Annotated in this window: 19 protein-coding genes and 2 pseudogenes; 8 read left to right on the top strand and 13 right to left on the bottom strand. The window is 65.4% G+C overall.

The genetic code is table 11. The annotated features are described in order from the left end of the window. Together FHT09_RS00225 and FHT09_RS00220 are read left to right on the top strand one after the other, a co-directional pair. A complete protein-coding gene (locus FHT09_RS00225; RefSeq protein WP_184416794.1) occupies positions 1-3,249 on the top strand; it encodes an efflux RND transporter permease subunit in 3,249 nt (1,082 codons plus the stop codon). Between the two features lie 112 nt (positions 3,250-3,361). Next, complete coding sequence (locus FHT09_RS00220) at positions 3,362-6,502, top strand: efflux RND transporter permease subunit (protein ID WP_104536492.1); 3,141 nt, start codon at positions 3,362-3,364, stop codon at positions 6,500-6,502. A gap of 1,009 nt (positions 6,503-7,511) precedes the next feature. On the opposite strand, the gene FHT09_RS00215 is transcribed toward FHT09_RS00220, so the two are convergent. From FHT09_RS00215 to FHT09_RS00155, 13 genes and pseudogenes are all read right to left on the bottom strand, one after another. Next, a complete protein-coding gene (locus tag FHT09_RS00215; protein WP_104607157.1) occupies positions 7,512-8,879 on the bottom strand; it encodes a VOC family protein in 1,368 nt (455 codons plus the stop codon). 342 nt (positions 8,880-9,221) lie between these two features. Further along, a pseudogene (locus FHT09_RS00210) lies at positions 9,222-9,347 on the bottom strand (beta-ketoacyl-[acyl-carrier-protein] synthase II); the annotation flags it as partial. A 120-nt stretch (positions 9,348-9,467) separates the two neighbouring features. Then, the gene (locus FHT09_RS00205; protein ID WP_104607156.1) at positions 9,468-10,076 is read right to left on the bottom strand and encodes a hypothetical protein; all 609 of its coding nucleotides are present in this window, start codon (positions 10,074-10,076) and stop codon (positions 9,468-9,470) included. An 83-nt stretch (positions 10,077-10,159) separates the two neighbouring features. Beyond that, positions 10,160-10,918 (bottom strand): HAD family hydrolase, encoded by a 759-nt coding sequence (locus tag FHT09_RS00200; RefSeq protein ID WP_104536496.1) that lies wholly within the window; start codon positions 10,916-10,918, stop codon positions 10,160-10,162. 37 nt (positions 10,919-10,955) lie between these two features. Further along, positions 10,956-11,360, bottom strand: a complete 405-nt coding sequence (locus FHT09_RS00195; protein WP_181141433.1) for an EF-hand domain-containing protein — start codon at positions 11,358-11,360, stop codon at positions 10,956-10,958. A gap of 280 nt (positions 11,361-11,640) precedes the next feature. Then, positions 11,641-12,003, bottom strand: a complete 363-nt coding sequence (locus FHT09_RS00190) for an EF-hand domain-containing protein (RefSeq protein ID WP_104536498.1) — start codon at positions 12,001-12,003, stop codon at positions 11,641-11,643. Positions 12,004-12,228: 225 nt separating this feature from the next. Continuing rightward, positions 12,229-12,606, bottom strand: coding sequence for a hypothetical protein (locus tag FHT09_RS00185; RefSeq protein ID WP_104536499.1), 378 nt, complete (start codon positions 12,604-12,606; stop codon positions 12,229-12,231). A gap of 137 nt (positions 12,607-12,743) precedes the next feature. Further along, positions 12,744-12,941 (bottom strand): CPXCG motif-containing cysteine-rich protein, encoded by a 198-nt coding sequence (locus FHT09_RS00180; protein ID WP_104536500.1) that lies wholly within the window; start codon positions 12,939-12,941, stop codon positions 12,744-12,746. An 80-nt stretch (positions 12,942-13,021) separates the two neighbouring features. Continuing rightward, positions 13,022-13,783 carry a M15 family metallopeptidase gene (locus FHT09_RS00175; protein WP_104607154.1) on the bottom strand — a complete coding sequence of 254 codons (762 nt, stop codon included), beginning with the start codon at positions 13,781-13,783 and terminating at the stop codon, positions 13,022-13,024. 225 nt (positions 13,784-14,008) lie between these two features. Beyond that, complete coding sequence (locus FHT09_RS00170) at positions 14,009-15,964, bottom strand: peptidoglycan-binding protein (protein WP_104607153.1); 1,956 nt, start codon at positions 15,962-15,964, stop codon at positions 14,009-14,011. A gap of 169 nt (positions 15,965-16,133) precedes the next feature. After that, positions 16,134-16,916: a hypothetical protein gene (locus FHT09_RS00165; RefSeq protein WP_104536503.1), complete on the bottom strand. Its 783-nt coding sequence runs from the start codon at positions 16,914-16,916 to the stop codon at positions 16,134-16,136. Positions 16,917-17,318: 402 nt separating this feature from the next. Continuing rightward, the gene (locus FHT09_RS00160) at positions 17,319-18,227 is read right to left on the bottom strand and encodes a hypothetical protein (protein ID WP_104607152.1); all 909 of its coding nucleotides are present in this window, start codon (positions 18,225-18,227) and stop codon (positions 17,319-17,321) included. A gap of 109 nt (positions 18,228-18,336) precedes the next feature. Continuing rightward, positions 18,337-19,140 carry an N-acetylmuramoyl-L-alanine amidase gene (locus FHT09_RS00155; protein ID WP_104536761.1) on the bottom strand — a complete coding sequence of 268 codons (804 nt, stop codon included), beginning with the start codon at positions 19,138-19,140 and terminating at the stop codon, positions 18,337-18,339. Positions 19,141-19,450: 310 nt separating this feature from the next. On the opposite strand from FHT09_RS00155, the gene FHT09_RS00150 reads away from it, so the two are divergent. The 6 genes and pseudogenes from FHT09_RS00150 (at position 19,451) to FHT09_RS00125 (ending at position 26,091) form a co-directional block, all read left to right on the top strand. Next, positions 19,451-20,863 carry an SH3 domain-containing protein gene (locus FHT09_RS00150; RefSeq protein ID WP_104607151.1) on the top strand — a complete coding sequence of 471 codons (1,413 nt, stop codon included), beginning with the start codon at positions 19,451-19,453 and terminating at the stop codon, positions 20,861-20,863. Then, positions 20,860-21,957 carry a dipeptide epimerase gene (locus tag FHT09_RS00145; RefSeq protein WP_104536506.1) on the top strand — a complete coding sequence of 366 codons (1,098 nt, stop codon included), beginning with the start codon at positions 20,860-20,862 and terminating at the stop codon, positions 21,955-21,957. The genes FHT09_RS00150 and FHT09_RS00145 overlap by 4 nt, the downstream gene beginning before the upstream one ends. A 965-nt stretch (positions 21,958-22,922) precedes the next feature. Next, on the top strand, positions 22,923-23,699 hold the full coding sequence (locus tag FHT09_RS00140) for a L,D-transpeptidase family protein (RefSeq protein WP_104536507.1): 777 nt from the start codon (positions 22,923-22,925) through the stop codon (positions 23,697-23,699). Further along, positions 23,696-25,003, top strand: coding sequence for an APC family permease (locus FHT09_RS00135; RefSeq protein WP_104607150.1), 1,308 nt, complete (start codon positions 23,696-23,698; stop codon positions 25,001-25,003). The genes FHT09_RS00140 and FHT09_RS00135 overlap by 4 nt, the downstream gene beginning before the upstream one ends. An 88-nt stretch (positions 25,004-25,091) precedes the next feature. Then, a pseudogene (locus FHT09_RS00130) lies at positions 25,092-25,568 on the top strand (hypothetical protein); the annotation flags it as partial. 190 nt (positions 25,569-25,758) lie between these two features. Beyond that, the gene (locus FHT09_RS00125) at positions 25,759-26,091 is read left to right on the top strand and encodes a hypothetical protein (protein WP_104536510.1); all 333 of its coding nucleotides are present in this window, start codon (positions 25,759-25,761) and stop codon (positions 26,089-26,091) included. Positions 26,092-26,517 lie beyond the last annotated feature (426 nt).

Below are 26,517 nucleotides of genomic sequence, written 5' to 3'. Positions count from 1 at the left end.
GTGGGCTTTTCGACCATCTTCATCCGCCGTCCCATCGCCACCTCGTTGTTGATGGCGGGCATCCTGCTGCTGGGCATCCTGGGCTACCGGCAATTGCCGGTCTCGGCGCTGCCGGAAATCGACGCGCCCAGTCTGGTCGTCACCACCCAGTATCCCGGCGCCAACGCGACCACCATGGCCTCGCTGGTGACCACGCCGCTGGAGCGCCAGTTCGGGCAGATCTCCGGGCTGCAGATGATGACCTCCGATTCGTCGGCAGGCCTGTCCACGATCATCCTGCAGTTCTCGATGGACCGCGACATCGACATCGCCGCGCAGGATGTGCAGGCGGCGATCCGTCAGGCCACCCTGCCCTCGTCGCTGCCGTACCAACCGGTGTACAACCGCGTCAATCCGGCCGACGCGGCGATCCTGACCCTCAAGCTCACCTCCGACTCGCTGCCGCTGCGCGAGGTCAACCGCTATGCCGATGCGATCCTGGCCCAGCGCCTGTCGCAGGTACCGGGCGTGGGGCTGGTGTCGATCGCCGGCAACGTGCGGCCTGCCGTGCGCATCCAGGTCAACCCGGCACAGCTGTCGAACATGGGCCTGACCATGGAGTCGCTGCGCAGCGCGCTGACCCAGACCAATGTCAGCGCGCCCAAGGGCTCGCTCAACGGCAAGACCCAGTCCTACAGCATCGGCACCAACGACCAGCTCACCGACGCGGCGCAGTACCGCGAAACCATCATCAGCTACAGCAACGGCCGCCCGGTGCGGCTGGCCGATGTGGCCAACGTGGTCGACGGCGTGGAGAACGACCAGCTCGCCGCCTGGGCAGACAACAAGCCGGCGGTGCTGCTGGAAATCCGTCGCCAGCCCGGCGCCAACATCGTGCAGACGGTGGAACAGATCCGCAACATCCTGCCGCAGCTGCAGTCGGTGCTGCCGGCCGATGTGCATCTGGAGGTGTTCTCCGACCGTACCGAAACCATCCGCGCCTCGGTGCATGAGGTGAAGTTCACCCTGGTGCTGACCATCGCGCTGGTGGTGGCAGTGATCTTTGTCTTCCTTCGCCGGTTGTGGGCCACCATCATTCCCTCGGTGGCGGTGCCGCTGTCGCTGGCCGGTACCTTCGGGGTGATGGCGTTTGCCGGCATGTCGCTGGACAACCTGTCGCTGATGGCGCTGGTGGTGGCGACCGGGTTCGTGGTCGACGATGCGATCGTGATGATCGAAAACATCGTGCGCTACATCGAACAGGGCAAGAGCGGGCAGGAAGCGGCCGAAATCGGCGCCAAGCAGATCGGCTTCACCGTGTTGTCGCTGACCGTGTCGCTGGTGGCAGTGTTCCTGCCGCTGCTGCTGATGCCGGGCGTGACCGGGCGCCTGTTCCATGAGTTTGCGTGGGTGCTGTCGATTGCAGTGGTGATCTCGATGCTGGTGTCGCTGACGCTGACGCCGATGATGTGTGCCTACCTGCTCAAGCCCGACGCCCTGCCCGAAGGCGAGGACGCGCACGAGCGCGCCGCCGCCGCCGGCAAGACCAACCTGTGGACGCGCACCGTGGGCGCCTACGAGCGCAGCCTGGACTGGGTGCTGGCGCACCAGCCGCTGACCTTGGCGGTGGCGATCGGCGCGGTGGCGCTGACCGTGGTGCTGTATGTGGCGATCCCCAAGGGCTTGCTGCCCGAGCAGGACACCGGCCTGATCACCGGCGTGGTGCAGGCCGACCAGAACGTGGCATTCCCGCAGATGGAGCAGCGCACCCAGGCGGTCGCTGCGGCGCTGCAGAAAGACCCGGCCGTGACCGGCGTGGCCGCCTTCATCGGCGCCGGCACCATGAACCCGACCATCAACCAGGGCCAGCTGTCGATCGTGCTGAAGACGCGCGGCGACCGCGAGGGCCTGGACGAGGTGCTGCCGCGCCTGCAAAAGGCGGTGGCCGGCATTCCCGGCGTGGCGCTGTTCCTCAAGCCGGTCCAGGACGTCACCCTGGACACCCGCGTGGCCGCCACCGAATACCAGTATTCGCTGTCGGATGTGGACAGCAGCGAGCTGGCCACCTGGGCCGGGCGCATGACCGAGGCGATGCGCAAGCTGCCCGAGCTGGCCGATGTGGACAACAACCTGGCCAACCAGGGCCGTGCGCTGGAACTGAGCATCGATCGCGACAAGGCCAGCATGCTCGGCGTGCCGATGCAGACCATCGACGACACGCTGTACGACGCCTTCGGCCAACGCCAGATCTCCACGATCTTCACCGAGCTCAATCAGTACCGGGTGGTGCTGGAAGTGGCGCCGGAGTTCCGCAGCAGCACCGCATTGATGAACCAGCTGGCGGTGGCCAGCAACGGCAGCGGCGCGCTGACCGGCACCAATGCCACCAGCTTCGGCCAGCTGACCTCGTCCAACTCCTCCACCGCCACCGGCGTGGGCGCGCAGAACACCGGCATCGTGGTCGGCGCCGGCAGCATCATTCCGCTGGCCGCACTGGCCGAGGCCAAGGTCATCAACACGCCGCTGGTGGTCAGCCACCAGCAACAGCTGCCGGCGGTCACGATCTCGTTCAATCTGGCGCCGGGCCATTCGCTGTCGCAGGCGGTGGAGGCGATCGAGCAGGTGCGCCAGGATCTGAAGATCCCGACCCAGGTGCATGCGGCGTTCGTCGGCAAGGCGGCCGAATTCACCGGCAGCCAGACCGATATCGTGTGGCTGCTGCTGGCCTCGATCGTGGTGATCTACATCGTGCTGGGGGTGCTCTACGAGAGCTACATCCATCCGCTGACGATCATCTCCACGCTGCCGCCGGCCGGCGTCGGTGCGCTGCTGGCGCTGATGATGTGCGGGCTGAGCCTGTCGGTGGACGGCATCGTCGGCATCGTGCTGCTGATCGGCATCGTCAAGAAGAACGCGATCATGATGATCGACTTCGCCATCGATGCCCGCCGCGAAGGCGCCAACGCGCACGAAGCGATCCGGCGCGCCTGCCTGCTGCGCTTCCGCCCGATCATGATGACCACCGCCGCCGCGATGCTGGGCGCGCTGCCGCTGGCCCTGGGCACCGGCATCGGCTCGGAACTGCGGCGCCCGCTCGGCATCGCCATCGTCGGCGGCCTGCTGCTGTCGCAGCTGGTGACGCTGTACACCACCCCGGTGATCTACCTGTACATGGAGCGTGCCGGCGAGCGCCTGCGCGATTGGCGCGCGCGGCGTGCCGCCCGCCATGACGGCGTGCCCCCGGCCTCCAGCTCGGAGCGCCCGGCATGATGACCGATGGCGTCATCGCTGATCGGTCTGCCGGCCCACGGCACCGCCTTCCCGCACGCGCGTATGGCAACTGCGCTGGCTGTTGCCTTTCCCGATTCCCGGCAGTCACCCCATGAACATCTCCGCGCCCTTCATCAAGCGCCCGATCGGCACCGCGCTACTGGCGATCGGCTTGTTCGTGATCGGATTGATGTGCTACCTGCGGCTGGGTGTGGCGGCATTGCCGAACATCCAGATTCCGGTGATCTTCGTGCATGCCACGCAATCCGGCGCCGATGCCGGCACCATGGCCTCCACCGTCACCGCACCGCTGGAACGCCACCTGGGCCAGCTGCCCGGCATCGACCGCATGCGCTCCTCCAGTTCGGAGAGCAGCAGCATGGTGTTCATGGTATTTCAGAGCAATCGCGACATCGATTCGGCCGCGCAGGACGTGCAGACCGCCATCAACGCGTCGCAATCGGACCTGCCCTCCGGCCTGGGCACTCCGATGTACCAGAAGGCCAATCCGAACGACGACCCGGTCATCGCCATTGCGCTGACCTCGGACACGCAATCGGCCGATGAGCTCTACAACGTTGCCGACTCGCTGCTGGCGCAACGGCTGCGTCAGATCACCGGCATCAGTTCGGTCGATATCGCCGGCGCCTCCACGCCGGCGGTACGCGTGGACGTGGACCTGCGCGCGCTCAACGCGCTGGGCCTGACCCCGGACGATCTGCGCAACGCCGTGCGCGCGGCCAACGTCACCTCGCCGACCGGGTTCCTGTCCGACGGCAACACCACCATGGCCATCGTGGCCAACGATTCGGTGGCCAAGGCTGCCGATTTCGCCCAGCTGGCGATCTCCACCCAGTCCAACGGACGCATCGTGCGGCTGGGCGATGTGGCCACTGTCTACGACGGCCAGCAGGATGCCTATCAAGCGGCCTGGTTCGATGGCAAACCGGCGGTGGTGATGTACGCATTCACCCGCGCCGGCGCCAACATCGTCGAAACCGTGGACCAGGTAAAGGCCCAGATTCCCGAGTTGCGCGCCTATCTGCAGCCCGGCACCACATTGACGCCCTACTTCGACCGCACCCCGACCATCCGCGCCTCGCTGCACGAAGTGCAGGCCACGCTGATGATCAGCCTGGCAATGGTGATCCTGACCATGGCGCTGTTCCTGCGCCGCCTGGCACCCACGCTGATCGCGGCGGTCACCGTGCCGCTGTCGCTGGCCGGCTCGGCGCTGGTGATGTACATGCTGGGCTTCACCTTGAACAACCTCAGCCTGCTGGCGCTGGTGATCGCCATTGGCTTTGTGGTCGACGATGCGATCGTGGTGATCGAAAACATCATGCGTCATCTGGACGAAGGCATGCCGCGTCTGGATGCCGCACTGGCGGGTGCGCGCGAGATCGGCTTCACCATCGTGTCGATCACCGCCTCGCTGGTGGCGGTGTTCATTCCGATGCTGTTTGCCAGCGGCATGATCGGCGCGTTCTTCCGCGAGTTCACCGTGACCCTGGTGGCGGCGATCGTGGTGTCGATGCTGGTATCGCTGACCTTGACGCCGGCGCTGTGCAGCCGCTTTCTGTCGGCGCATACCGAGCCGGAAAAACCCGGCCGCTTCGGCGCCTGGTTGGACCGCATGCACGAGCGCATGCTCGCGGTGTACACGGTGGCGCTGGATTTCTCGCTGCGGCACGCCTTGCTGCTGTCGCTGACGCCGCTGCTGCTGATCGCCGCCACCGTCTTTCTCGGCGGCGCGGTCAAGAAGGGCTCGTTCCCTGCGCAGGACACCGGCCTGATCTGGGGCCGCGCCAATTCCAGCGCGACGGTGTCGTTTGCCGACATGGTCAGCCGCCAGCGCCGCATCACCGACATGCTGATGGCCGACCCGGCGGTGAAGACCGTCGGCGCGCGACTGGGCTCCGGCCGGCAGGGCTCCAGCGCCTCGTTCAACATCGAGTTGAAGAAGCGTGACGAAGGCCGCCGCGATACCACCGCGCAGGTGGTCGCACGGCTGAGCGCCAAGGCCGACCGCTACCCGGATCTGGATCTACGCCTGCGCGCGATCCAGGACCTGCCCAGTGACGGCGGTGGCGGCACCAGCCAGGGCGCGCAGTACCGCGTCTCGCTGCAGGGCAACGACCTGGCACAGCTGCAGGAATGGCTGCCCAAACTGCAGGCCGCGTTGAAGAAGAATCCGCGCCTGCGCGATGTCGGCACCGACGTGGACACATCGGGCTTGCGCCAGAACATCGTGATCGACCGCGCCAAGGCCGCGCGCCTGGGGATTTCGGTCGGTGCCATCGATGGCGCGCTGTATGGCGCGTTTGGCCAGCGCTCCATCTCCACCATCTATTCGGATCTCAACCAGTACAGCGTGGTGGTCAATGCGCTGCCCTCGCAGACAGCAACGCCCAAGGCGCTGGATCAGATTTTCGTACCCAACCGCGCCGGCCTGATGGTGCCGATCACTGCCGTCGCGATCCAGGTGCCGGGGCTGGCGCCGCCGCAGATCGTCCACGAAAACCAGTACACCACGATGGATTTGAGCTACAACCTCGCACCGGGCGTCAGCACCGGCGAGGCGGATCTGATCATCAAGTCCACCGTGGAAGGCTTGCGCATGCCCGACGGCATCCGTCTCAGTGGCGACGACAGCTTCAACGTGCAACTCAGCCCCAACTCGATGGGTGTGTTGCTGCTGGCCGCGGTGCTCACCGTCTACATCGTGCTGGGCATGCTCTACGAGAGCCTGATCCATCCGGTCACCATCCTGTCCACGTTGCCGGCCGCCGGCGTCGGCGCGCTGCTGGCGTTGTTCCTCACCAACACCGAATTGTCGGTGATCTCGATGATCGCGCTGGTGCTGCTGATCGGCATCGTCAAGAAGAACGCGATCATGATGATCGATTTCGCGCTAGTGGCGCAGCGCGTGCACGGCATGGATGCGCGCGCGGCCGCACGCGAGGCCTCGATCGTGCGCTTCCGCCCGATCATGATGACCACAATGGTGGCGATCCTGGCCGCAGTCCCGCTGGCGGTCGGCCTGGGCGAAGGCTCCGAACTGCGCCGCCCGTTGGGCATCGCGATGATCGGCGGGCTGATCTTCTCGCAGAGCCTGACCCTGCTCAGTACCCCGGCGCTCTACGTGATCTTCTCTTGCCTGAGCGAACGCTGGAAGGCGCGTCGCGCACGTGCGCGTGCACGCCGGGCAGAGCGCGCGGCGGCACGGCGCCCGGCTGCGTCGGCGCACTGAGGCGAAGCGGCACATGCGCCGGTCTGCATGGGCCGGCGCGTGCCGGCTGGTCAGCGGCTCTGGCGCGGCATCCATGCCGCTCAAGGTCCCGCGACGGTGAGCGGGCAAGGACCAGTCGAGATCATCGGTGTGCACAGTTAAGAACAGCAAGAGCACCACCGACCGACTCTCTGGTGCGGTGTCCTCGCCGGTTGCGGGACCCTTGGCGGCATGGATGTCGCCACCGAGCCTCCACGGACGGATTCACGGCGTGTCCCGCAAGCGATGAGGGCACCGCGCACTCGACTTACCAAGCTTTTGACTTAAGCATCGGATCGCGCCTAAACGCAGCCACTGTTGCAAATCCCGATTGCTTTGGCGATCGTGCTCCGAAAGCCTGGTCAGCGCGGATCGATCAGTTGCAGAGCGGATGATCTGCGGCTTGGTTGCAGGGCCCTTGCCCGCCCACCATCGCAGGACACGCCGCAAGTACGTCCTTGTAGGCTCTGGCGCGGCATCCATGCCGCTCAAGGTCCCGCGACGGTGGGCGGGCAATGACCCGTCGAGATCATCGGTATGCACAGTTAAGAGCAGCAAGAGCAGTGCGTGATGTGCGTTGTTCGATACTGATGCGCCGGCTCGACGCCCATACATGTTCGACAAGCGGCTTTTCACCCAACCACCGACCGACTCTCGGGTGCGGTGTCCTCGCCGGTTGCGGGACCCTTGGCGGCATGGATGCCGCCAAGGAGCCTCCACGGACGGATTCACGGCATGTCCCGCAAGCGGTGAGGGCACCGCGCACTCGACTCACTGGGCTTTTGAGCTGAGCCCAGGCGCTTGACCGCGTCCAGACGCCGAGACGAGCAAAGATCTCGGTTGCTGTCTTTGTCCTGCTGTCCGGAGTACGCGCCATCCGGATCAGCAGCGGCGCACATTCGTGCAATGTGCACCGCGCGATCACGACACGCCATGCGCGACAGGGCCGGCAGATCGCAGGCGTGCAAATGCACGCGCCGCGCCGTGACCGCTACACCAGCAACGCCTGCAGCGACGCCCGCTCCAGCTGCGCATACAACGCGCACTCATCGTGCACCTGCGCACCCAGCGCCTGTTCGAAGCTGCGCTTGCTCGAATGGGCGGCGTAGGCGCGTTGTTCGGCGCCACCGAGATTGGACTGGAAGATGCCGGCCGCACTCACCGGCAAGAAATCTTCATAGATGATCGGATCGGCACTGAGCAGACCGAGCGCAATGGCGGTTTCTGCCGGCATTGCCGCCACCTGCGCAGGGTCGGCACGTCCAGCCTCGGTCAGCGCGTAGCGGAAATAGCCCAGGCCTTCCTGACGCAGCACGGCTTCGTCGTCGGGAAACGCCACGAACGCGGTCTGCAGCCGCGTCGCGTAATCGGTACCGGTGCTGCCCGCGCCATCGCTGTCGCGCGCCTGCGCCAGTAGCGCGTCGTACAGCGCGCGGCCCTTGGGGGTCAGCGCGAGCCCGCGTTGTTCGATCTCGCCGAAGCGCGCGGTATGCGTACCGTGCTCGGCCTGCCCGCTGTCGCCGACAAAACGCACCGGCTCCTCCAGAGCCTTGAAGCTGGTCTGGCGCAATAGGATCGGCACACGTCGACGCGGCGGCCCTTCGATCACCGCCTTGGCATCGATACCGGCGCGCTGCATCTGCGCCTGCGCCGCGTCGATATCCAGCGTGCGTGGCGTCAGGTGATTGATATGCGGGCCGTGGAAGCTCACAACGTCGGCAATCAACTTGTGCGCCTCGCTCAGCGCGCGGTAGGTCGGCAGCGACACCGTGGCATCGCCGTGCCAGCGGAAGGTTTCCAGCGCCTCGGCCACGAACTGCTGCGCCTGCGCCGCCTCCAGCCCGCCGTGACGCTCGTGCTGCTCGATCAGGTCCAACGCGGCGGCGGTGAAGATCTGCCGCTGCTCCAGGATCTGCGCCGCCTGCGCGCGCAGCGTGGCGTCTTCGATCAATTCTAGCCGCAGCAACGAGGTGAACACGCGGAACGGATTGGCCGACAGCGCCGCCTCGTCGATCGGGCGGAACGCGGTGGAATGCACCGGCACACCGGCCACCGATAAATCGTAATACCCCACAGGATGCATGCCCATCACCGCAAACAGCCGCCGCAGCGTGGCCAGTTCCTGCGCCGTGCCGACCCGGATCGCGCCATGCCGTTCCAGGTCCAGCCGCGCGCGCTCGTCGTTGCGCTGCAGGCGTGCGGCCAGGGCGGGATCGGCGCTCAGGGTGTCGGCATTGACCTGCGCCACCAGCGTCATCAGGTCGCCGTACAACGGCACCTCGGCGCGATACATGTCCGACATCGCCTGCGCGAACAGGCTGCGGATGTGATCGGGGGAGACAAACACGGTATCGCGCATGGGCTGGTCTTGGCAGTGCCGGCCAACGCCGGCGTTGCGGCATTCTCGCCGACCGCGCCCTGCGGCGACCAGCTGCACGGCAGCATGCCGGCGCCTGTGTTGCCGCGCAGACAGGCGCGCAGCCTGTTGGTCACCTCACGTCTTGCCACTGCGCAGGTTCCCACCAGGCATAAACCGCACGCAGTGGCGGCGGGCAAGCCGCGGCGAGCAGTCGTCGGCTGGATGCGGCTGGCGGGCAAGCTCGGAATCCCAGCGCACGGCGTGGTCCATGCCGGTCCTAACGCCGGCTGCACCCATGTGGCCGGGAGCGCAGTCATCTTGTGGGTCCTCCGAGGATGGCTACAAGCGAGAGAAGCCGCCAGCCTCGCCCAGGCTCAGCGCATCGAACGGCTGGCACAGCTCCGGTGCCACGACCTGCAGCGAGTTGAAGCCGAATAGCACGCTGCCGCACCGGTAGCCGACACCACCTTGAGCCGGCAGCCGCCGGATGTGCGTGGACGGCGCGCAGGAAACGCAGCGTACGAGTGGTCACGCCGGTTCCCATCGCCGCACCCGCCTGGCGGCTACGCAGTCGGCTTGCCAGCCGCTCTAAAGTCCGGCCTGCGCCGCCGCCTCGGCCGCCTCGCTGGCCTGGCGCGCGGCTTCCAGCCGTTGCGCGTGATCGCCGAGCTGGCGGCGCAGGAGTGCGTCCAGGGTGATCGGACGTTCCCAGCGGTCGTAACTGGCGACGATGGCGTGCCGCAGCGCGCGCAGATGCACGGTCTCCGGCGTGACCGACAGCCGCGTGATCACGCCCTCCCAGCCGTCATGATGGTCGCGGCTGTAGGCACGCACGGTGTCGCGGCAGGACAACTGCAGCGTCTGCGCCCAGAAACAGGCGAAATAGATGTCGCCGGCGTGCCAGCCATGCACCTGCAGCAGCGCCTGCACATAGCCGCGCGGGGTGCCGGTGTAACGCGCAACTTCGCCGATGAAACTGTCCGGGTAACGCTGCGCGTAGCTGCCCATGTCGGCCAGATGCTGGTCCACCCAGGCATCGCCGGTGCCCGGCGTCACCACGGGCGCAGCAGCGGCGGGCGCGGACCCGGGTGCGGGCGGCGTCTGCGCAATTGCCAGCATCGGCAGCAGCAGCGCGGTCAGCAGCAGGGATCGCAACAGCGAAGTAAGCAGCGAAGGCATGCGCCGATGATGCCGCATGCCCGCGTCGGTGTCAGGCCGACCGCAGCGTGCCGGCCAACTGCATCTGCAGATCCAGGCCGCGGCGCTGGCCGCGACGGAGGTCAGCTTGGCGCGTGCCGCCGGGCCAATGCATCCAGCGCATGCACCGCCGCCGGCCAGCCGGCGGCATCGGGCACTTCGCGCATGCGCGGCTCGTCGGCGGCCACGCCGTGCTCCTGCTCGTGCGCCCAGGTCACCGCGTACGGGGTGTAGATCCCCCAACCGCCGATGGCCAGCACCGGCTCCACGTCCGAGCGCAACGAATTGCCGATCATCACAAAGCGCTGCGCCGGCAGGTCGAATTCGCCCAGCACGCGCGCATAGGTCTGGGGATCCTTTTCGGACACCACCTCCACGCGCGGAAACAGATCGGCCAGACCGGATTGCTCGATCTTCTGCTCCTGATGGAACAGGTCGCCCTTGGTGATCAGCACCACCGCATAATCGGCAGCAATCGCGCCGACCGCCTCGCGCACCCCGGCAATCACTTCCACCGGATGCTGCAGCGTGGCGCGGCCGATCTCGACGATGCGCTGGATGTCGCGTGCGGCAATGCGCGCCTGCGTCAGTTCGATCGCCGTCTCGATCATCGACAGCGTCATGCCCTTGGCGCCGTAACCGAACACCTTGAGATTGCGCCGCTCCACCGCCAGCAGGTGCTGCTGCATGCGGCTATCGGCCAGATCCAGGTAACCGGCCAGGATCGCTTCGAAATCCGCTTCGGCACTGCGGTAATAGTCCTCGCTTTTCCAGAGGGTATCGTCGCCGTCGAAGCCGACCAGTTGGATCGCCTGGCCGTCGCGCTGTGCAGAAGAGGTCATCGCGCCAGTTTAGCAGCGCACTGGAGCGCTGCTGCGATCAATCCCCTGCAGCATCGCCCGGACCGGGCTGGTAGCTGGCGAATTCGTCGCGCGACAGGCGCCCATCGCCATTGCTGTCGAAGCCGGCAAAATTCTCGCGCAGGACAGGGTCGGCGCCGGCTTCTGCCACGGTCAATGAGCCGTCGGCGTCGCTGTCCAGGCTACGGAATGTACGAGGCGCCAACGTGCCGGCCTGCGGCGCCAGCGCCGCCTCCGCACCGCCTTTAGCAGCCGATGGCGCTGCAGCATCGGCCGGCAGCAAGGGTGTGGTGGCAGGCGGTGGCGGGTCGATCGGCAACGGCGCCATTGCCGGTGCTGCCGGCCCTGCGGTGGAGGTCCCACGCGGTGGGTTGGCTGGCGGCAACTCCGGTGGCGCCGCAAACGCCCACAGTGGACTCGACAGGCCGATCAGCACGGCGATACGCAACAACATGACGGCGTGCCGAAACGATGGACTCGTGACTTTAGCGCGGCGCACGTAAAAAAAACGGGAGCGACCCTGGCAGATCGCTCCCGCATGTCCATCCTGTTGCGTGGTGATGCGTTTGCTTACCGATGTTGGACATCCGCAGGGATGCCACCGGTCAGACGACAACGCCTACTCAAACGGCTGCTGTTGCGGAAGCTGCCTCCTGATGTCGAAAAATACGTCAGTAAACCAACTCACTACCTTGCGACCTACCTCAATTGCCCTGCGATCCACTTCCCGCTGCGCCGCCCTGCTGCTTGGCGACAAACGCCTTGTATTCGTCCGGGGTCAGCTTCCCGTTCTTGTCGGAATCGGCGTCATTGAAGATCTGCGCAAGCCCGGCGTTGACCTGGGCTTCCTGTGTGCTGATGGCACCGTCGCTATCGGTGTCGACACTCGCCCAGGTCTGGCCGCCGCCGGATTGCGCAGGCTGTGCCGCCGTGGTGGCAGCACTGCCCGACTGGGCCGACGTCGCGGCGGCATCCTGTGGCGCGCTCTGTGCCATGGCCGGCAGCGCCAGAGCGGCGGCAAGGGCGGCGGTGGCGGCGAGCAACGAGGTGCGGTTGCGATTCTTCATTTGGGGGGTCTCCTTGGCTTGGGAATGCGCGGTGTCGCCGCACATGGCCCCACCTTACCCAGCCCGAATGAACGTAAAACCCGCCGCAATTTCGCGCAAAACATCCTCTTAACCACCGGCCGGATGTTTGCGCCTAGCCATCTGTTAGCCATCGGTGAGCCAAACAGAAGCACCTCATTCAATGCACCGGAATATGCGAACCACGCCGCGTTTTAGCGTGTGGACTCACGCATTGGGCGTCTCGTCATCCCAGCTTCCGGAACTGAACAGTTTCCAACCCGTCACCACACCGGCGATCGCCCCGGCCACTTCCAGCACCACGCGCGACCCCAGTTCGTTGGGATCGTGGATCTTGGCCAGCGCCAGACGCGCATAGAGCGGCGACTCCAGCCGCACGATGCTGGTGTAGACGAGATTCCAGATGTCGTAACCGCCGCCGATGGCGACCGCGAGCAGACAGGCGATGCCCAGCGTATGCCCGTGGGTGAAGTGCAGACGCCGGCCGATGTGCTCCACCGCAGCGAAGACCAGCACGCCCAGCACCAACGCGATCAGGCCGGCCTCCAGCGAGCCGAGCAGACCGAAGTGCAGGGGCAGATTCATCGTCGGGATCCAGGTGGCAGGCGCATCAGTCTAGCGGTTGCGGGCGATGGATCCGCGCCGGAGCCGCAAGCGCAGGCGGTCAGGCGCGTGCGGATCGACCAAGCGCTCCGATTGCCCGCTGCTGCGACATGCCGCGCTCACGCATCGTCCTGCCCCCGCGCACTCACCTGCGCCTCGCCTTCTTCGTCCCATCGCACGCTGACCGAGATCGGCTTGCAGCACACCTGACAATCCTCGATGTAATGCTGGTCGCCGCCGGTCAGATCCAGCGTCAGGGTGATCCACTCCCCGCAATACGGGCAGGCGATATCGATGAAGCGTTCCGGGTCGGACATGGCAATTCCTTGCAGCGGCGTGGGGGTGATGCACAACATGGACAGTCCGGTGGCCGGGTCACCGCCTGCGGCGCGGTTGCTCAGTTGACCGGCACATCGAACGCGGTATCCGGCATCGGCTCGGGACGGAAGGTGAAATGCCACCACTCCATCGGATAGTTGGCAAATCCCTCCGCCGCCATCGCACCCAACAGCTGCTGGCGATGGGCACGCTGGGCAGGACTGATGTCGCGCGCATCGGTGTGCGCACGCGCATCGAAGAAATCGAAGTCGGTGCCCATCGCCACCGGCTGGCACGGGCCCTGCCGGCAATCGAGCAAGCCCAGATCCAGCGTTGCGCCACGGCTATGCCCGGAAGTCTCGGCGATGTAGTCGCCCAGTAGCGCACGCTTGTCCACGCGCGGGTAGTACTGCGCCTTGGTCGACTGGTCCTGCAGATCCGCGGCCCAGGCCACGAACGCCTGCACCGCCCGCACCGGCCGGTAGCAGTCGAACACCTGCAGTCGATATCCCTGAGCCTTGAGCGACCGCGCCACCCGCGCCAGGGCCTGCGCCGCCGGACGCAGCAAATAGCATGTGGGCGCCTCATACCCCGGCACCACGCGCCCGGTGAAGTTGTTGCTGCCCGCATAACGCATGTCCACCGCGATCTCCGGCGCAAGGCCCCGCACATCGACCAGACCGGCCTGTGCGGCGGTCGTTGCCGGCGAGAGGATGGGAGCCGCTTGCACGTTGAGGCCTGCGCACAGAAGAACCAGCGCAGACACCTGCCACCCGATGCGCTGCAGGGTGCGTGCGATGTGGTGCGATACGCGATTTACCGGGGATCGTGCTTGCGTCATGCGCCAAGCATAAGCCACCACAAGCAAGCTGCCTGCACAGGAGCGCTCGAACAGGCAAAGCACGTGGCTCGCTTGACGAACAACGGCTCGGGACGGACAGACCGGATCGCTGCGCTCGCCACCCACACATCGACGCACTATCCCCGCTCCTGCGCAATCGCCAGTCCGGTCGAATGCCGGACTGGCGATTGCTGTCGCACAGATTCGCAACCTGATGAGAGGTGCCTAGCGCGCAGGACCCGATTGCGTCTGCGCGGTCTGCGTGCGCTGCTGATCCTCCTGGTTCTGCCGCTGCGTTTCCGCTGTGAGCTGTTGCTGACTCTGCTCCAGCGGCACCGATGCGGCCTGCTGCTTGTCCACATAGGCACGATTCACATCGAGCGGGTTGTTGGGATTGCGCTCCACTGCAATCAACCCCTTGCCATTGGTGCTCGGCAGCAACTCGTCGATACGCGACATCCCACTGACCTTGGCTTCGAACGCGATTTGGCCAGCGGCACGCTGCATTTCGTCGCGACTATTGAAGCCGCCGTTCGGCCCATGCTTCTGAAGATGGTCCATTGCCTGCTTGACCAAAGGATCGACTGGACGTTGCGTTTCCCCAGCGACAGACGCGGAGAGCTTGGCCTCGCCAGCGTTCTTAGCCTGGCCCTGTTGCTTGCCGAGCGCTTCGAGCGTGGCCTTATCGGCGATCCCCGTCGGCTCCATGCCCTTCTCGCGCTGCAGGTTTGCTACCACTTCCTTGGTCCTGTCGCCGTAATAGCCGGTACCGGACAGCAACTTGCCGCTGTTGTCCTTCATCCCGAGTTCGATCAGGGCCTGCTGCATTGCCTTTATATCCGCACCTTGCTCGCCCGGCCGCAACGATGTGCGTGTCGGATGGTCCTGATTCTGCGACTGCGTCTGCTGCCTGTCCTGCAGCAGGTCGCGCGCCTTGGCGAACGGATCGGACGCAAACAACCTGGCGTTCTGGTTGTTGGCCAGATACGTGTCCAAGGGCATGGTGTTGACGCCCTTTGTGCCGCTGGACTGGCTGACCTGCAGTTCGCCGCTCTTCGGGTCGCGCACCACCATCAGGATGTGATCGATGCCCTTCCAATGGTCATGCCCCGAATTCCGGCTGGCATCCACGCCGATGACCATGCCTTCCTTCAACGCACCGGGCTTGAACAGGTCCTGGCCCTGTAGCAGCACGCCGGAATCGTCAAACGCTTTCTTGACAATGCCGCCGGAGCCATTCATTCCTTGCGCCAGCATGTCCTGGCGGCCGAAGACGTCGCGGCCGGCCTTCTGATTGATCTCCCGCATCGTGGCGTTCTGCAGCTCGGACACCCAGCCGGAGCAGTCGATGTAGCCCTGCTCCAGGTGCTTGCCGTCCACGCCCGGATGGAAGAGCCGGTGGCCTTTGATATTGATCGCGTACTTCACATCGTCGTACTTGACGCCCATCTCATACGCGGCGGTGAGCTTGATTGCGTCTTGACTGGCCTGCCCGGCCGCAGCAGCCGGATGCGACTGCACGCGGGCCGGCGCAGCCGGCTGCTGCGACTGGCCCTCGGCAACCGGCTTGATGCCCTTTTCCGGGATGGCGATATGGTCGAACTTGGTGTCCCAGTATTTCAGAAAGGTCTTGGCCATGTCCTGATCGGACATCTTCTTGAACTCGGCCAGCGAGCTGCCGGTGTAAGCCTCGAACTGTTTGGCACCGGCCGCATCCTTTTCGCGCGGCACGTTGTTGATGATGTTCGCGCGCGTATCTGCACGCGCGAAACTGCCGCCGGCAACCGCCGCCTGGACCGACCGATAGCCGGCAGCGCCCTGCTGGTGCGCCATGTACATATCCAGCCCGTCGGGCTGCGGCTTGCCAGACAGGTAAGGACGATTGTCTTTATCGTGCTGGCGGGTCAGCGACCTCGCATTGTCCTGATACAAACGCGCCGCGGCGTCGGTATTGGCCACAGCATCCAATTCACGGCCGCTGATGCCATAGGCCGCGGCGGTACCCGGAGTGAACTGGAACAAGCCCTTGGCGCTGTTGGGGCCACGGCTGGCCTGCTCGTCGAACCTGCCGCCGGTTTCGATATAGGCAAAACGCATGAAATCGTCGACCGGAATGCGGCGTTCCCTGGCTTCACGCTCGATGATGTCGAGGTTCTCGGCCTTCGTGTAATCGCGTGCCATCTCGTGTTACTCCTTGAGGTTGATATACGGCGCTGGGCGCCGACAAGGTCAACCGAGCTCGTCCATGAGCTAATTGGTGTGCGGTCAACAAGACTGTTCGGTGTTGCAAGTCGCAATTTCTTGCTGCTGCCGCTGCATCGCTCCGTGGAGCGGCGCACCGACCGATTCACTAGAGGTCTTTCGGCAGGTACTGGCCGCTCGCTTGGTCATACACATAGACCACCGCATCGGATGCATCGAGCATGCGCACCCGGCCGGGACCGGAAACAACCGTGCCCTGCAACGCCACCTGCATGGCCGGCATCCGCTCGCCGGGCACCGGCTGGAAGCTCAGCGTGCCGGTGCTGGAGACGTGCGGAACGCTGCCCTGTTCGTCGCTGCTGAGCTCGTTCTCTTCGCCGGCTGCAAGCGTTCCACGGTAGACCCAGCCCTGGTAGTCGCCCAGGTCGTTCTTGTCCGGATCGAAGGTAAATAGCGCAAAACCGAAGCTGGTGACGCCATTGTCGACACTGGAGGTCGGCACCGCCAACAGTAGGTGGCCGTTGTCCAGGATGTGCCGCTGCGGCTTGCGCGCCTCGTCGACGGCGTCGGCGCGCTCGTAACCACCGAAACGGCCCACGTACTGTTGCGCATGGAACAGCATCCACGGCCGCTCGCTGTCCGGCGCGGTCAGCAGAAACGTGGCCTGGCTGATCGACACGCCTTCGCCCGGATCCGGGAAGGTCTCGGCTTCGTCATTGCCGTACTTGTTGGGCGTGGCGTAGGCGAAACCGGTGTAGTACTGCTTGCCGCCCAGATCGAAATGCTGGCCGTGCCAGAAACTGGCAACAGCACCGTTATCGATCTGGTACGAGAGCGCGCCGTCCCCATCCATGCCGTAAATCAGATACAGCACGCTTCCCGGGTAGGGCGGTGCCACGGTCGTGACGGCTACTTGAGTGTCGTTGGACATGTGCAGAACATCCTGTATGTGTTGAAGAAGCCGGAACTACAACCGCAAATCCCGACATGTCATGCCCCGTGTCCGGAAAGGCCGTCATCTTGCGCATCGCGGACATCGCCCGACCCGCACAGACGCAGCTGTCGCAGGCGCGGCTTCGGACAGAAAACGGTGGATTGCGATCCGGCCCCAAGACAGGGGCGGTGATGGCGATTCGCGCATGGCAAACCGCAAGCCGGCGATCCACTCCGGCATTTCGGGCGAGTGCAGCATCCATTGCCGCTCGCGAATGACTCGCCTGATCATCAGGCCCCGTGGGCGAATCTTATCCAGTTCCCGCGCCCGAAACCAGCCGGCTCTGCCGACCGGTCCGCGCCCCGTGCCGCCCCGCAACGGACCGGCACACGGAAAGGCTCAGCGATCCAGCGGCGGTGTGTACTGGTGTTTGGCTGCGTCGTAGGTATAGGTGACCCCGTCGGCCGGGCCGAGGCTGCGGACCTTGCCGGGGCCGACAATGGCGGTACCACGCATGGCCACACGCAGGCTCGGCATCGATCCACTGCCGGGTTCGAAGCTCAGCGTGCCGGTGCTCGACGCGCACTTCATGTTGCCCTCATCGTCGCAGGCCGCGCTGTTGTCTTCGCCGGTGGCAACAGTGCCCAGGTAGACCCAGCCCTTGTAGTCGCCCATGTCGTTCTTGTTCGGATCGAAGGAAAACACGGCGAAACCCGCGCTGCTGATGCCGTCGGCGAAGCGCGTGGTCGGCAGCGCGAGCAGCAGGTGGCCATCCTTGGTCTCGGTGCGCTGCGGCTTGCGCTTCGGGTCCAGCGTGTCGGCCTTCTCGTTGCCGCCGAAATCGCCAGCCCATTGCTGCGCATGGAACAGCCCCCATGCCGGTTTGCCACCCGCGTCGTCCAGCACATAGGTCGCCTGGCTGATGCTGACGCCGACGGCAGGGTCCGGATAGTTCTCTTCCTCGGATTTGCCGTACTTGCCGGGGCCCGCGTTGGCGAAGCCGGTGTAGTAATGCTTGCCGCCAAGGTCGAAGCGGTAGCCGTACCAAAAGCTGGCCAAGGCGCCATTGTCGATGGTGTAGGACTCCGATCCGTCGCCCTTGATTCCATAGATGTCGGCGAGCACATGCCCGGGTGCCGGCACCTCGGCGTCGGCCGTGGCAGGACTCGCCGCCGCCGCTGGCGCAGCAGCAGGAGCGCTCTGCGAGGGCGATGCCTGCACGTCTCCGGGCGCTGCGCCGGGTGTCCTGGTGCAACCGCCGATCAGCAGGATCGTGGCGGCCCATAGGGCGGTCTTTCCTAGCCTCATCACACAAGGTCCTTCAAGAGTTTGGGCGAGCGGATGCTACCAAGAATGCGGTCGGTATCCAGTACACGCCGCGTTGGTAAGGGTGACGCGAAGCGGTCATGCTGGATTGCTACGGCGCATCCGGTTCGATGGGCGCCGGCGGAAGCTGCAATTGCCGCAGCGCTGGTCGGGTCAACGCATGCAGAATGCGCAAATCCTCGGCATCCAGCGTGCGGGCATCGCTGCCGCGGTAGTGATGATGAAACGCCTGCAGCGTGGCGGCGGGATCGTCGAGGCTGTAGCCGAGCAAGGCGAGCGCCTGCCAGGGATCGACGCCTGCCGGCGCGGCGGGGGCATCGGCGGCAGGCCAGCGGCCGAAGCCGGCATCGGCCAGCCGCTTCCAAGGAAACAACGGGCCGGGATCGTTCTTGCGGGCCGGGGCCACGTCTTCATGGCCGACGATCTGCGTGCGCGGAATGCGCAGGCGGGTGCACAGGTCGTCCAGCAACACCAGCAGGCTGTCGATCTGGGCAGGCGCGAATGGCTCGCTGCCGTCGTTGTCCAGTTCGATGCCGATCGACGCGGAGTTGATGTCGGTGATGGTGCCCCAGCGCCCGGCGCCGCCATGCCAGGCGCGCTGGTCGTCGCTGACCAGTTGATAGCGCGTGCCATCCTCGCCAATCAGATAGTGCGCACTGACCCGGCCGCCACTATTGCGCCCGCGCAGCGTGCCCAGGCTCTGCCGCACCGACTGCTGGTCGGTGAAGTGCAGCACGATCAGGACCGGCCGCCGCGTGTCGTAATTGGGCGAGGGCACCCACCGGGCCAGCGGGTTGCGCTGCGGCGCATGCGCACACGCCCCCAGTGACAGCACCACCAGACATAGCGCGGCACGTAGCCAGGACGATGGTGACAGCGTTGGAGCAGATGACATCGGATTCTCCTGGCGAAACGGCAAGGGCCTGCGCTGCGCCAGCACCCTGATGAGCCGCGCAGGCGATGCGCCCATTATCTGCCGTGCGGGCGATGGCGTGCATCACGCGGCCGCAGCCGGTGGCAGGCAGACTGCACATGCGCAGATACTGACGGGCCTACAGCGCCACTGCGCCATGCGACACGCACCAGGGGATACTTGCGCATGCGTACACTACAAGCCGGCGCGGTCGGCGCAGGCCCGCGTGCGTGCGGTCGTGGTCCCCTGTAAAAGGCCTCGCCAGTCGCTGCATCCATCAAGAGCCCTCTTCATGCCACTGTCGCGCCGCTTGCTGACGTTGTTGCTGCTGGTCATCGGACTGTCTTGGGATGCTGCTGCGGCAACTCCTGCCACCCCGATACCGCAAACGGCACCGTTTGCGGTCAGCGATGCGCAGCTGACCGCCGACTACTGGATCCAGCGCAGCGGCAACGCGCAGACGCTGCGCATGACTGCCGCACAGATCGCCGGCTTCAATGCGCGCTTGCTGCGTGACGACGGCGCCATGCACGACCTGTCGCAACTGGCCCAGGTGCTGCCGGCGGCCGAGGTGCGCGCGCGTATCGAAACACTGTCGGCCATACCGACGCGTGCGCTGTACGACAGCGAAGCTCGCAGCATCGATGCCTCTCGCCTTGCGACGCTGCGCCACGCCCTGGCACTGGATGCGCTGCCTGCGCAGGTCACGCCACGGTTCGCACTGGTGGTGCAGCGCGCGGCATTGCGCACCTTCCCCACCGCGCAACGCGTGTTCAGCACTACCGACGACCACGATATCGACCGCTTCCAGGAATCGGCGCTCTACCCCGGCACACCGGTGGCGGTGCTGCACACCAGCGCCGATGGTGCATGGCACTTTGTGCTGGCGGCCAACTATGCGGCCTGGATCGCCGCCGACCGGATTGCCCTGGGCACGCGTGACGAGGTGCTGGACTACGCACAACGCAGCCCACGGCTGGTGGTCATCGGCGCCCACGTGCAGAGCGTCTACACCCCGGAAGCACCAGCCATCTCCGCACTGACGCTGGATATGGGCACCAGCGTGCCGCTGCTTGGCGACTGGCCGCCGCAACAGCCGGTCAACGGACAGTTGCCGCAGGCTGGCTACGTGGGGAAGTTGCCGCTGCGCAACCGCGATGGTCGCTTGCAGCTGGTGCCGGCACTGATCCCGCGCGGCGCCGACGTGCGCATTGGCCCGCTGCCGGCCACCCATGCAGCGCTGCTGCGGCAGGCGTTCAAATTTCTCGGCGAACGCTATGGCTGGGGCAACGATTACGATGCGCGCGACTGCAGTGGTTTCGTGCTGGACGTGTATCGCAGCCTGGGCATTGCATTGCCGCGCAATACCGGAGATCAGGCACGCAGTCCGGCGCTGCTCGGCGTTCCGTTCCAGACGCAGGCAACACTGCCGCAGCACCTGCAGCAACTTGCGCGGCTACAGGTCGGCGATCTGATCTACATCCCCGGACATGTGATGCTGGTGATCGGACATGAGCACGGTGCGCCATGGGTGATCCATGATGTAGCCGGCGCCAGTTACCGCGACGCAGCCGGCAACGTGCAGCGTGCGCGCTTGAATGGTGTGTCGGTGACGCCGCTGCTGCCCTTGCTCGCCAGCGACGGCACACCGTTTGTCGATCACATCACCCGCATCCAACGCATCGCACCGATTGGCTCCCCATGAAGATCACCGGCTTCCGCCTAGGCATGCTGCGCGTGCCATTGAAAACCCCGTTCAAGACAGCGGTACGTACCGTGCAGGCAATCGAGGACGTGGTGGTGCTGCTGCAGACCGATAGCGGCCACATCGGCTACGGCGCTGCACCGGCCACCGCCCCGATCACCGGCGATACGCATGGCTCCATCATCGCCGCCATCGATCATTGCATCGGCCCCGCGTTGATCGGCCAGGACGTGGCCGATCTCAACCGGCTGTGCGCGCTGGTACAACACGCGCTGGAGCGCAACACCAGTGCCAAGGCGGCAGTGGAGATCGCGCTTTACGATCTGTGGGCGCAGGCCCTGGGCACCCCGCTCTACCGGGCGCTCGGCGGTGGCGCGCCGCGCATCACCACCGACATCACCATCAGCGCCGATAGCATCGATGTGATGGTGGCAGCGGCACAGTCCGCGCTGGCGCGCGGCTATCGGTCGCTGAAGATCAAGGTCGGCAAGGACAGCGGCTCGGACCTCGAGCGGATCACGGCGATGCATGCCGCTGTCGCTGGTCGCGCATCGCTGCGCCTGGATGCCAACCAGGGCTGGACGCCCAAACAGGCAGTGCGCACCATGCGTACGCTGGAACACGCCGGTATCGTGATGGAACTGGTGGAGCAGCCGGTCAAGGCCGCGGACATCGACGGACTGGCGTTCGTCACTGCACGGATCGACACACCGGTGATGGCCGACGAAAGCGTGTTCTCGCCTTGCCAGGTGATCGACCTCATCCAGCGCCGCGCCGCCGATATCGTCAATATCAAACTGATGAAGACCGGCGGGTTATCCAACGCAATCCGCATTGCCGATATCGCTGCCCTGTACGGCGTGCCGTGCATGATCGGCTGCATGATCGAATCCAGCATCAGCGTGGCTGCGGCAGTGCATCTGGCGGTAGCCAAGGCCGACAGCATCACCCTGGCGGATCTAGATGCGCCCGCGCTCGGGCAGTTCGATCCCACCGCGGGCGGCGTGCACTTCGACGATGCCCAGATCCATATCGACGACTCGCCGGGCCTGGGCATCCGTCGCATCCGCGGACTGGAGCTTTTGCCGGCTTAACTTGCCGGCGAAAACGCCAGTTGGATCTCCAGGCCGCGTTGGTCCCGTATAGCGCCCTCAGCGCTTCTTTGCACACGCAGTCACCCGGACAGCGAATGTTGTGCGTTGCCTGCACCATGCCCACCGACCATCCCGACAGGTGCTTGTCCGCCCACCGTCGCGGGACCTTATGCGGCATGGATGCCGCATAAGAGCCTACAGGGAAGGTACCTGCGGCGTGTCCTGCGATGGTGGCGTTTAGGTGCAGTCCGATGCTTAAATCAAAAGCCCGCTGAGTCGAGTGCGCGGCGCCCTCACCGCTTGCGGGACACGCCGTGAACCCATCCCTGGGGGCTCGGTGGCGGCATCCATGCCGCCACACGGTCCCGCAACCGGCAAGGACACCGCACCAGAGAGTTGGTCGGCTGCTTTTGAAAGCTTGTTGCTCGGCTAGCGGTAATAGCTGAGACGTTTTAAGTTGCGTGTTGAAGCCTGTCTGCTGCTCGGCTTGCGATGGGAAGCTGGTGAGGCGCTAGTCGAACGCACAAGTGATCCGGCCAGTGCGCTTCTATGCTCTGCTTGCGACCATGCACACCGACCATCCTGACGGGTCCTTGCCCGCTCACCGTCGCGGGACCTTATGCGGCATGGATGCCGCATAAGAGCCTACAAGGACGTACTTGCGGCGTGTCCTGCGATGGTGGGCGGGCAAGGGCCCTGCAGCCAGGCCCAAAATCAGCCGCGTTGCAACCGGCTCAGCCACAGCGGCCACGCCTCCCAGAAAAACAAAGCACACTCGCTAACCGTTATAAGCCCCGCCAAGAAAGCGCCGGACCAGGCGCGCGCATGCGGCACACGGCCGCATTGCTGAGTACAGTAGCGACATGATGGTGTGCCCCCAACGGTACCAGAGCAGCGCACTGCCTCCGTCAACCGTGTATCGATCCAAGACCCGTCCCCGCTCGACCCATTCTCCCGGAGCCTGCATGCGCCTTGCCACCTTGTTTCGATCCGTCGTGCTGTTGGCGCTGGCAAGCTGCAGCAGCGTTGCCGTCGCTGCCGGGCCGATCGCGGCCTTGAATCAAGCGCGCGCATTGATCGTGGTGACCACGCCGGATTGGGACAGCACCCAGGCGCGCTTGGAGACGTTCACCCGTGTGGACGGCCACTGGCAACCAGCCGCAGCGGGCTTTGCAGTCGCGCTCGGGCGGCATGGCAGCGCCTGGGGCGACGGTCTGCATCCAGCGCAGACGCAAGGCCCGCAGAAGCGCGAGGGCGACGGCCGCAGCCCGGCCGGCGTATTCGCGATCGGCCCGGCCTTCGGGTACGCCCAACAGATCGACAGTGCCATGCCATACCAGGCGATGAGCGCCACCCACTACTGCATGGATGTGCCGAGTTCGCCGCTGTACAACCGCATCGTCGACGCCGCGCAGGTCGGTCAGGCCGCAGTGGCCGGGTCGACCGAACCGATGCGCCTGGACCTGCAACATCCCGGCGATGCACGTTACAGCGAAGGCTTTGTGATTGCCCACAATCCCGATGCGGTTCCCGGGCGCGGCAGTTGCATCTTCGCGCATCTGTGGCGCACGCCGGGCCAGTTCACCGCCGGCTGCACCGCGATGGCGCCGGCCGATATGCAACGCCTGCTGGCCTGGTTGACGCCGGACGACAAACCGCTGTTCGTGCTGTTGCCGCGTGCCGAATACGCACGCCTGCAAGCCCGGTGGCAGTTGCCCGAGTTGAAGGAGCCGGCACAATGAGCACCCCGGCCCCTGCACCCGATTCCACTGGCCTGGTTCGCGTGGTCAGCCGCTGGCAGATCGTCGGCCTGTCGATCAACGATGTCATCGGCAGCGGCATCTACCTGCTTCCGGCGGCCACCGCTGCCCTGCTGGGGCCGATGAGCCTGTGGGCAGTGATGCTGGCCGGTCTGGCGGTGGCGTTGCTGGTGTTGTGCTACGCACAGGCGGCGAGCTATTTCGACACGCCGGGTGGCAGTTATCTGTACACGCGTGAGGCCTTCGGCCCGTTTGTCGGCTTTCAGATCGGCTGGATGATCTGGCTCACGCGCATCAGTTCGGCAGCGGCATTGAGCAACGGCCTGGCCGATGCGGTCGCGCGGTTCTGGCCGACCGTGGCGACCGATCACTGGGCGCGCTTGCTGGTGGTCGTCGGCTCCTTGGGTCTGCTCACCGCCATCAACGTGATCGGCGTGAAATCGGCGGCGCGTACCGGCATCGCGCTGGTGATCGGCAAGCTGGTGCCGTTGCTGCTGTTCGTGGCAATCGGCCTGTTCTACGTGGATTGGTCGTGGGCCTTTGCCGGCACGACGCCGGATCTGCGCGATCTTGGCAATCTCGGCGAAGCGGCCTTGCTGCTGCTGTTTGCCTATGCAGGCTTCGAAAACATTCCAGCGGCCGCTGGCGAATACCGCAATCCACGCCGCGACGTGCCGTTTGCGCTGATCACCATGATCGTCACCGTCACCCTGATCTATGCGGCGGTCCAGGTCGTCGCACAGGGCACGCTGCCAAATCTTGCGGCATCGCCCACTCCCTTGGCCGATGCCGCAAGCCGCTTCGGCGGTGAGGCGCTGGCGCTGATCCTCACCGTGGGTGCCACCATTTCCATCCTCGGCACCACCAGCAATACGGTCATGCTCGGGCCGCGCTTTCTGTTCGCGCTGGCACAAGATGGCTACGGCCCCGCATTCCTGGCACGTGTGCATCCGCGCTTCCACACCCCGGCTGCGGCAGTGCTGACCCAGGGCGTGCTGTCGCTGGCACTGGCGTTGTCGGGCTCGTTTACGCAGCTGGCATTGCTGTCGATGGTCACCCGGCTGTTTGCCTATATCGGTACCGCTGCGGCAGTGATCGTGCTGGCGCGTCGCTACCGGCAACGCACCGACACCTTGCGCCTGCCTGGCGGGCCCACCATTCCCATCGCAGCGCTGCTGCTGTCGCTAGGCCTGCTCGCCAGCGCCAGCTGGCAGAACCTGGCCGCCGCCGGTGTGGCGCTGCTGGTGGGCTGGGTGATCTACCTGCTTCCGCGCAAGCCTGCGTAGCGGTTTTCGCAGGACGCTCGCGCGGCGATCACGCACGACTAACCATGCGCGCCCAAGGCTGCAGTTCTCACCTGTATGGGAGCCTGCGATGAAACTGCGTCGTGTCTACAGCACGCCCGATATCGAGAGTGCGCAACGCGTCATGCAGGCTGCACGCAGCGCCGGCATCGACAACGATGCGCTGTCGTTGATTGCCCGCTCGGATATCGAACTGGAAGGCGTTCCCGATGAGCGCAAGGACGCCAAGACGGATTTTCTCCCCGCTGCAGCGCGCGGCGCCGCCACCGGTGGCGCTGCAGGCCTGGTCGCCGGGCTGGTTGCCATCGCCGTGCCGCCGATCGGCCTCACCATCGCCGGCGCCGGTGTGATGGCACTGGCGGGCGCTCTGGTCGGCACCTGGTCATCTGCACTGATCGGAGCCACCGTGCCCGATCCGGTGCGCCGCCAATTCGAGGACGAAATCCAGGCAGGGCGCGTCCTGGTCATCATCGATGCCGACGAGCCATCGCTGCAGCATGCCGAAGCCAGCCTGCGTGCCGCCGGCGCCACGCCGCTGCCGTATAAGCTGCATCGGCAGCGACGTGATACAAGCGTGAGCTGCCAGTGCCGAGCGTACGAGGCACGGCACTGGCATCGCGGCGCGCCTGCAAGCGCTGCCGGGCACTGCATGTCTTGATCCCCTCCTCACCTGCCCTGGCAACGGATTTAACGCCTGCCCGCCTAGGTTAGGTCGCACATTCACCACGGAGTCGAGCATGAACGTGCCGTATCAGATTCCAGGCCGCGCGCCGGACGAAGACCGCAGCCAGAACGTGTCCAATTATTGGCGCGAGCGCTTCACCGAAGAATCGTATTACACCGAAGGTGACCGCTACGAAGATTACGAGGGCGCCTATCTCGCAGGACACGAGGCGCGCATCCGCGAAAATGCACGCGCCTACGACCAGGTGGAAGCAGAATTGCACCGCGACTGGGAAGCCAACCGCGGCACCGATGGCCTGAGTTGGAGCAAGGCCCGTCACGCAGTCAAGCGCGCCTGGGAAAATGCCACTGACCTCGTCACCGGCGACAGCAAGTCCAAGCCCTGAAGACCACAACGCCACCGTCGAGGTGGCGTTGTTGTATCGGTTGAGTCATGTCTTTCAGATGCTGGCGGCACTGGTGCGCGCTGCGCTGTCGACACTCGTCGCGTCAGCCGTGTTCTGCTGCATGCGACCGTACCGACTATGTTCACTGCACCTGGCATTGGATAAGAATTTTCCGCTCCGCAACAGGCTTGCATCGACCGATTCGAGGGCCAGCGACTTCGGTGCGGCATGTAGCAATGCGACCGAGGTTCTCGCGATGTGCCATGGAGCCGCCTTTTCATGATGAAACGACGATTCGGGACAAGCGTGCTCTGCAGAGAGTGATCTACGACAAGGGCGGCCTCGACGGCGTCGTGTAAGGTGTTTGAAAACCCAACGCAGGCCATGTTGCGGGAGGGCTGCAACGTCGCTGCGCCCATCCCCCTG

This window comes from Xanthomonas sp. CFBP 8152 (assembly GCF_014199025.1).
Lineage (GTDB): Bacteria > Pseudomonadota > Gammaproteobacteria > Xanthomonadales > Xanthomonadaceae > Xanthomonas > Xanthomonas arboricola_B.
Note: the sequence above shows the minus strand (reverse complement) of the source record. Positions and strands in the feature narration are given on the sequence as shown.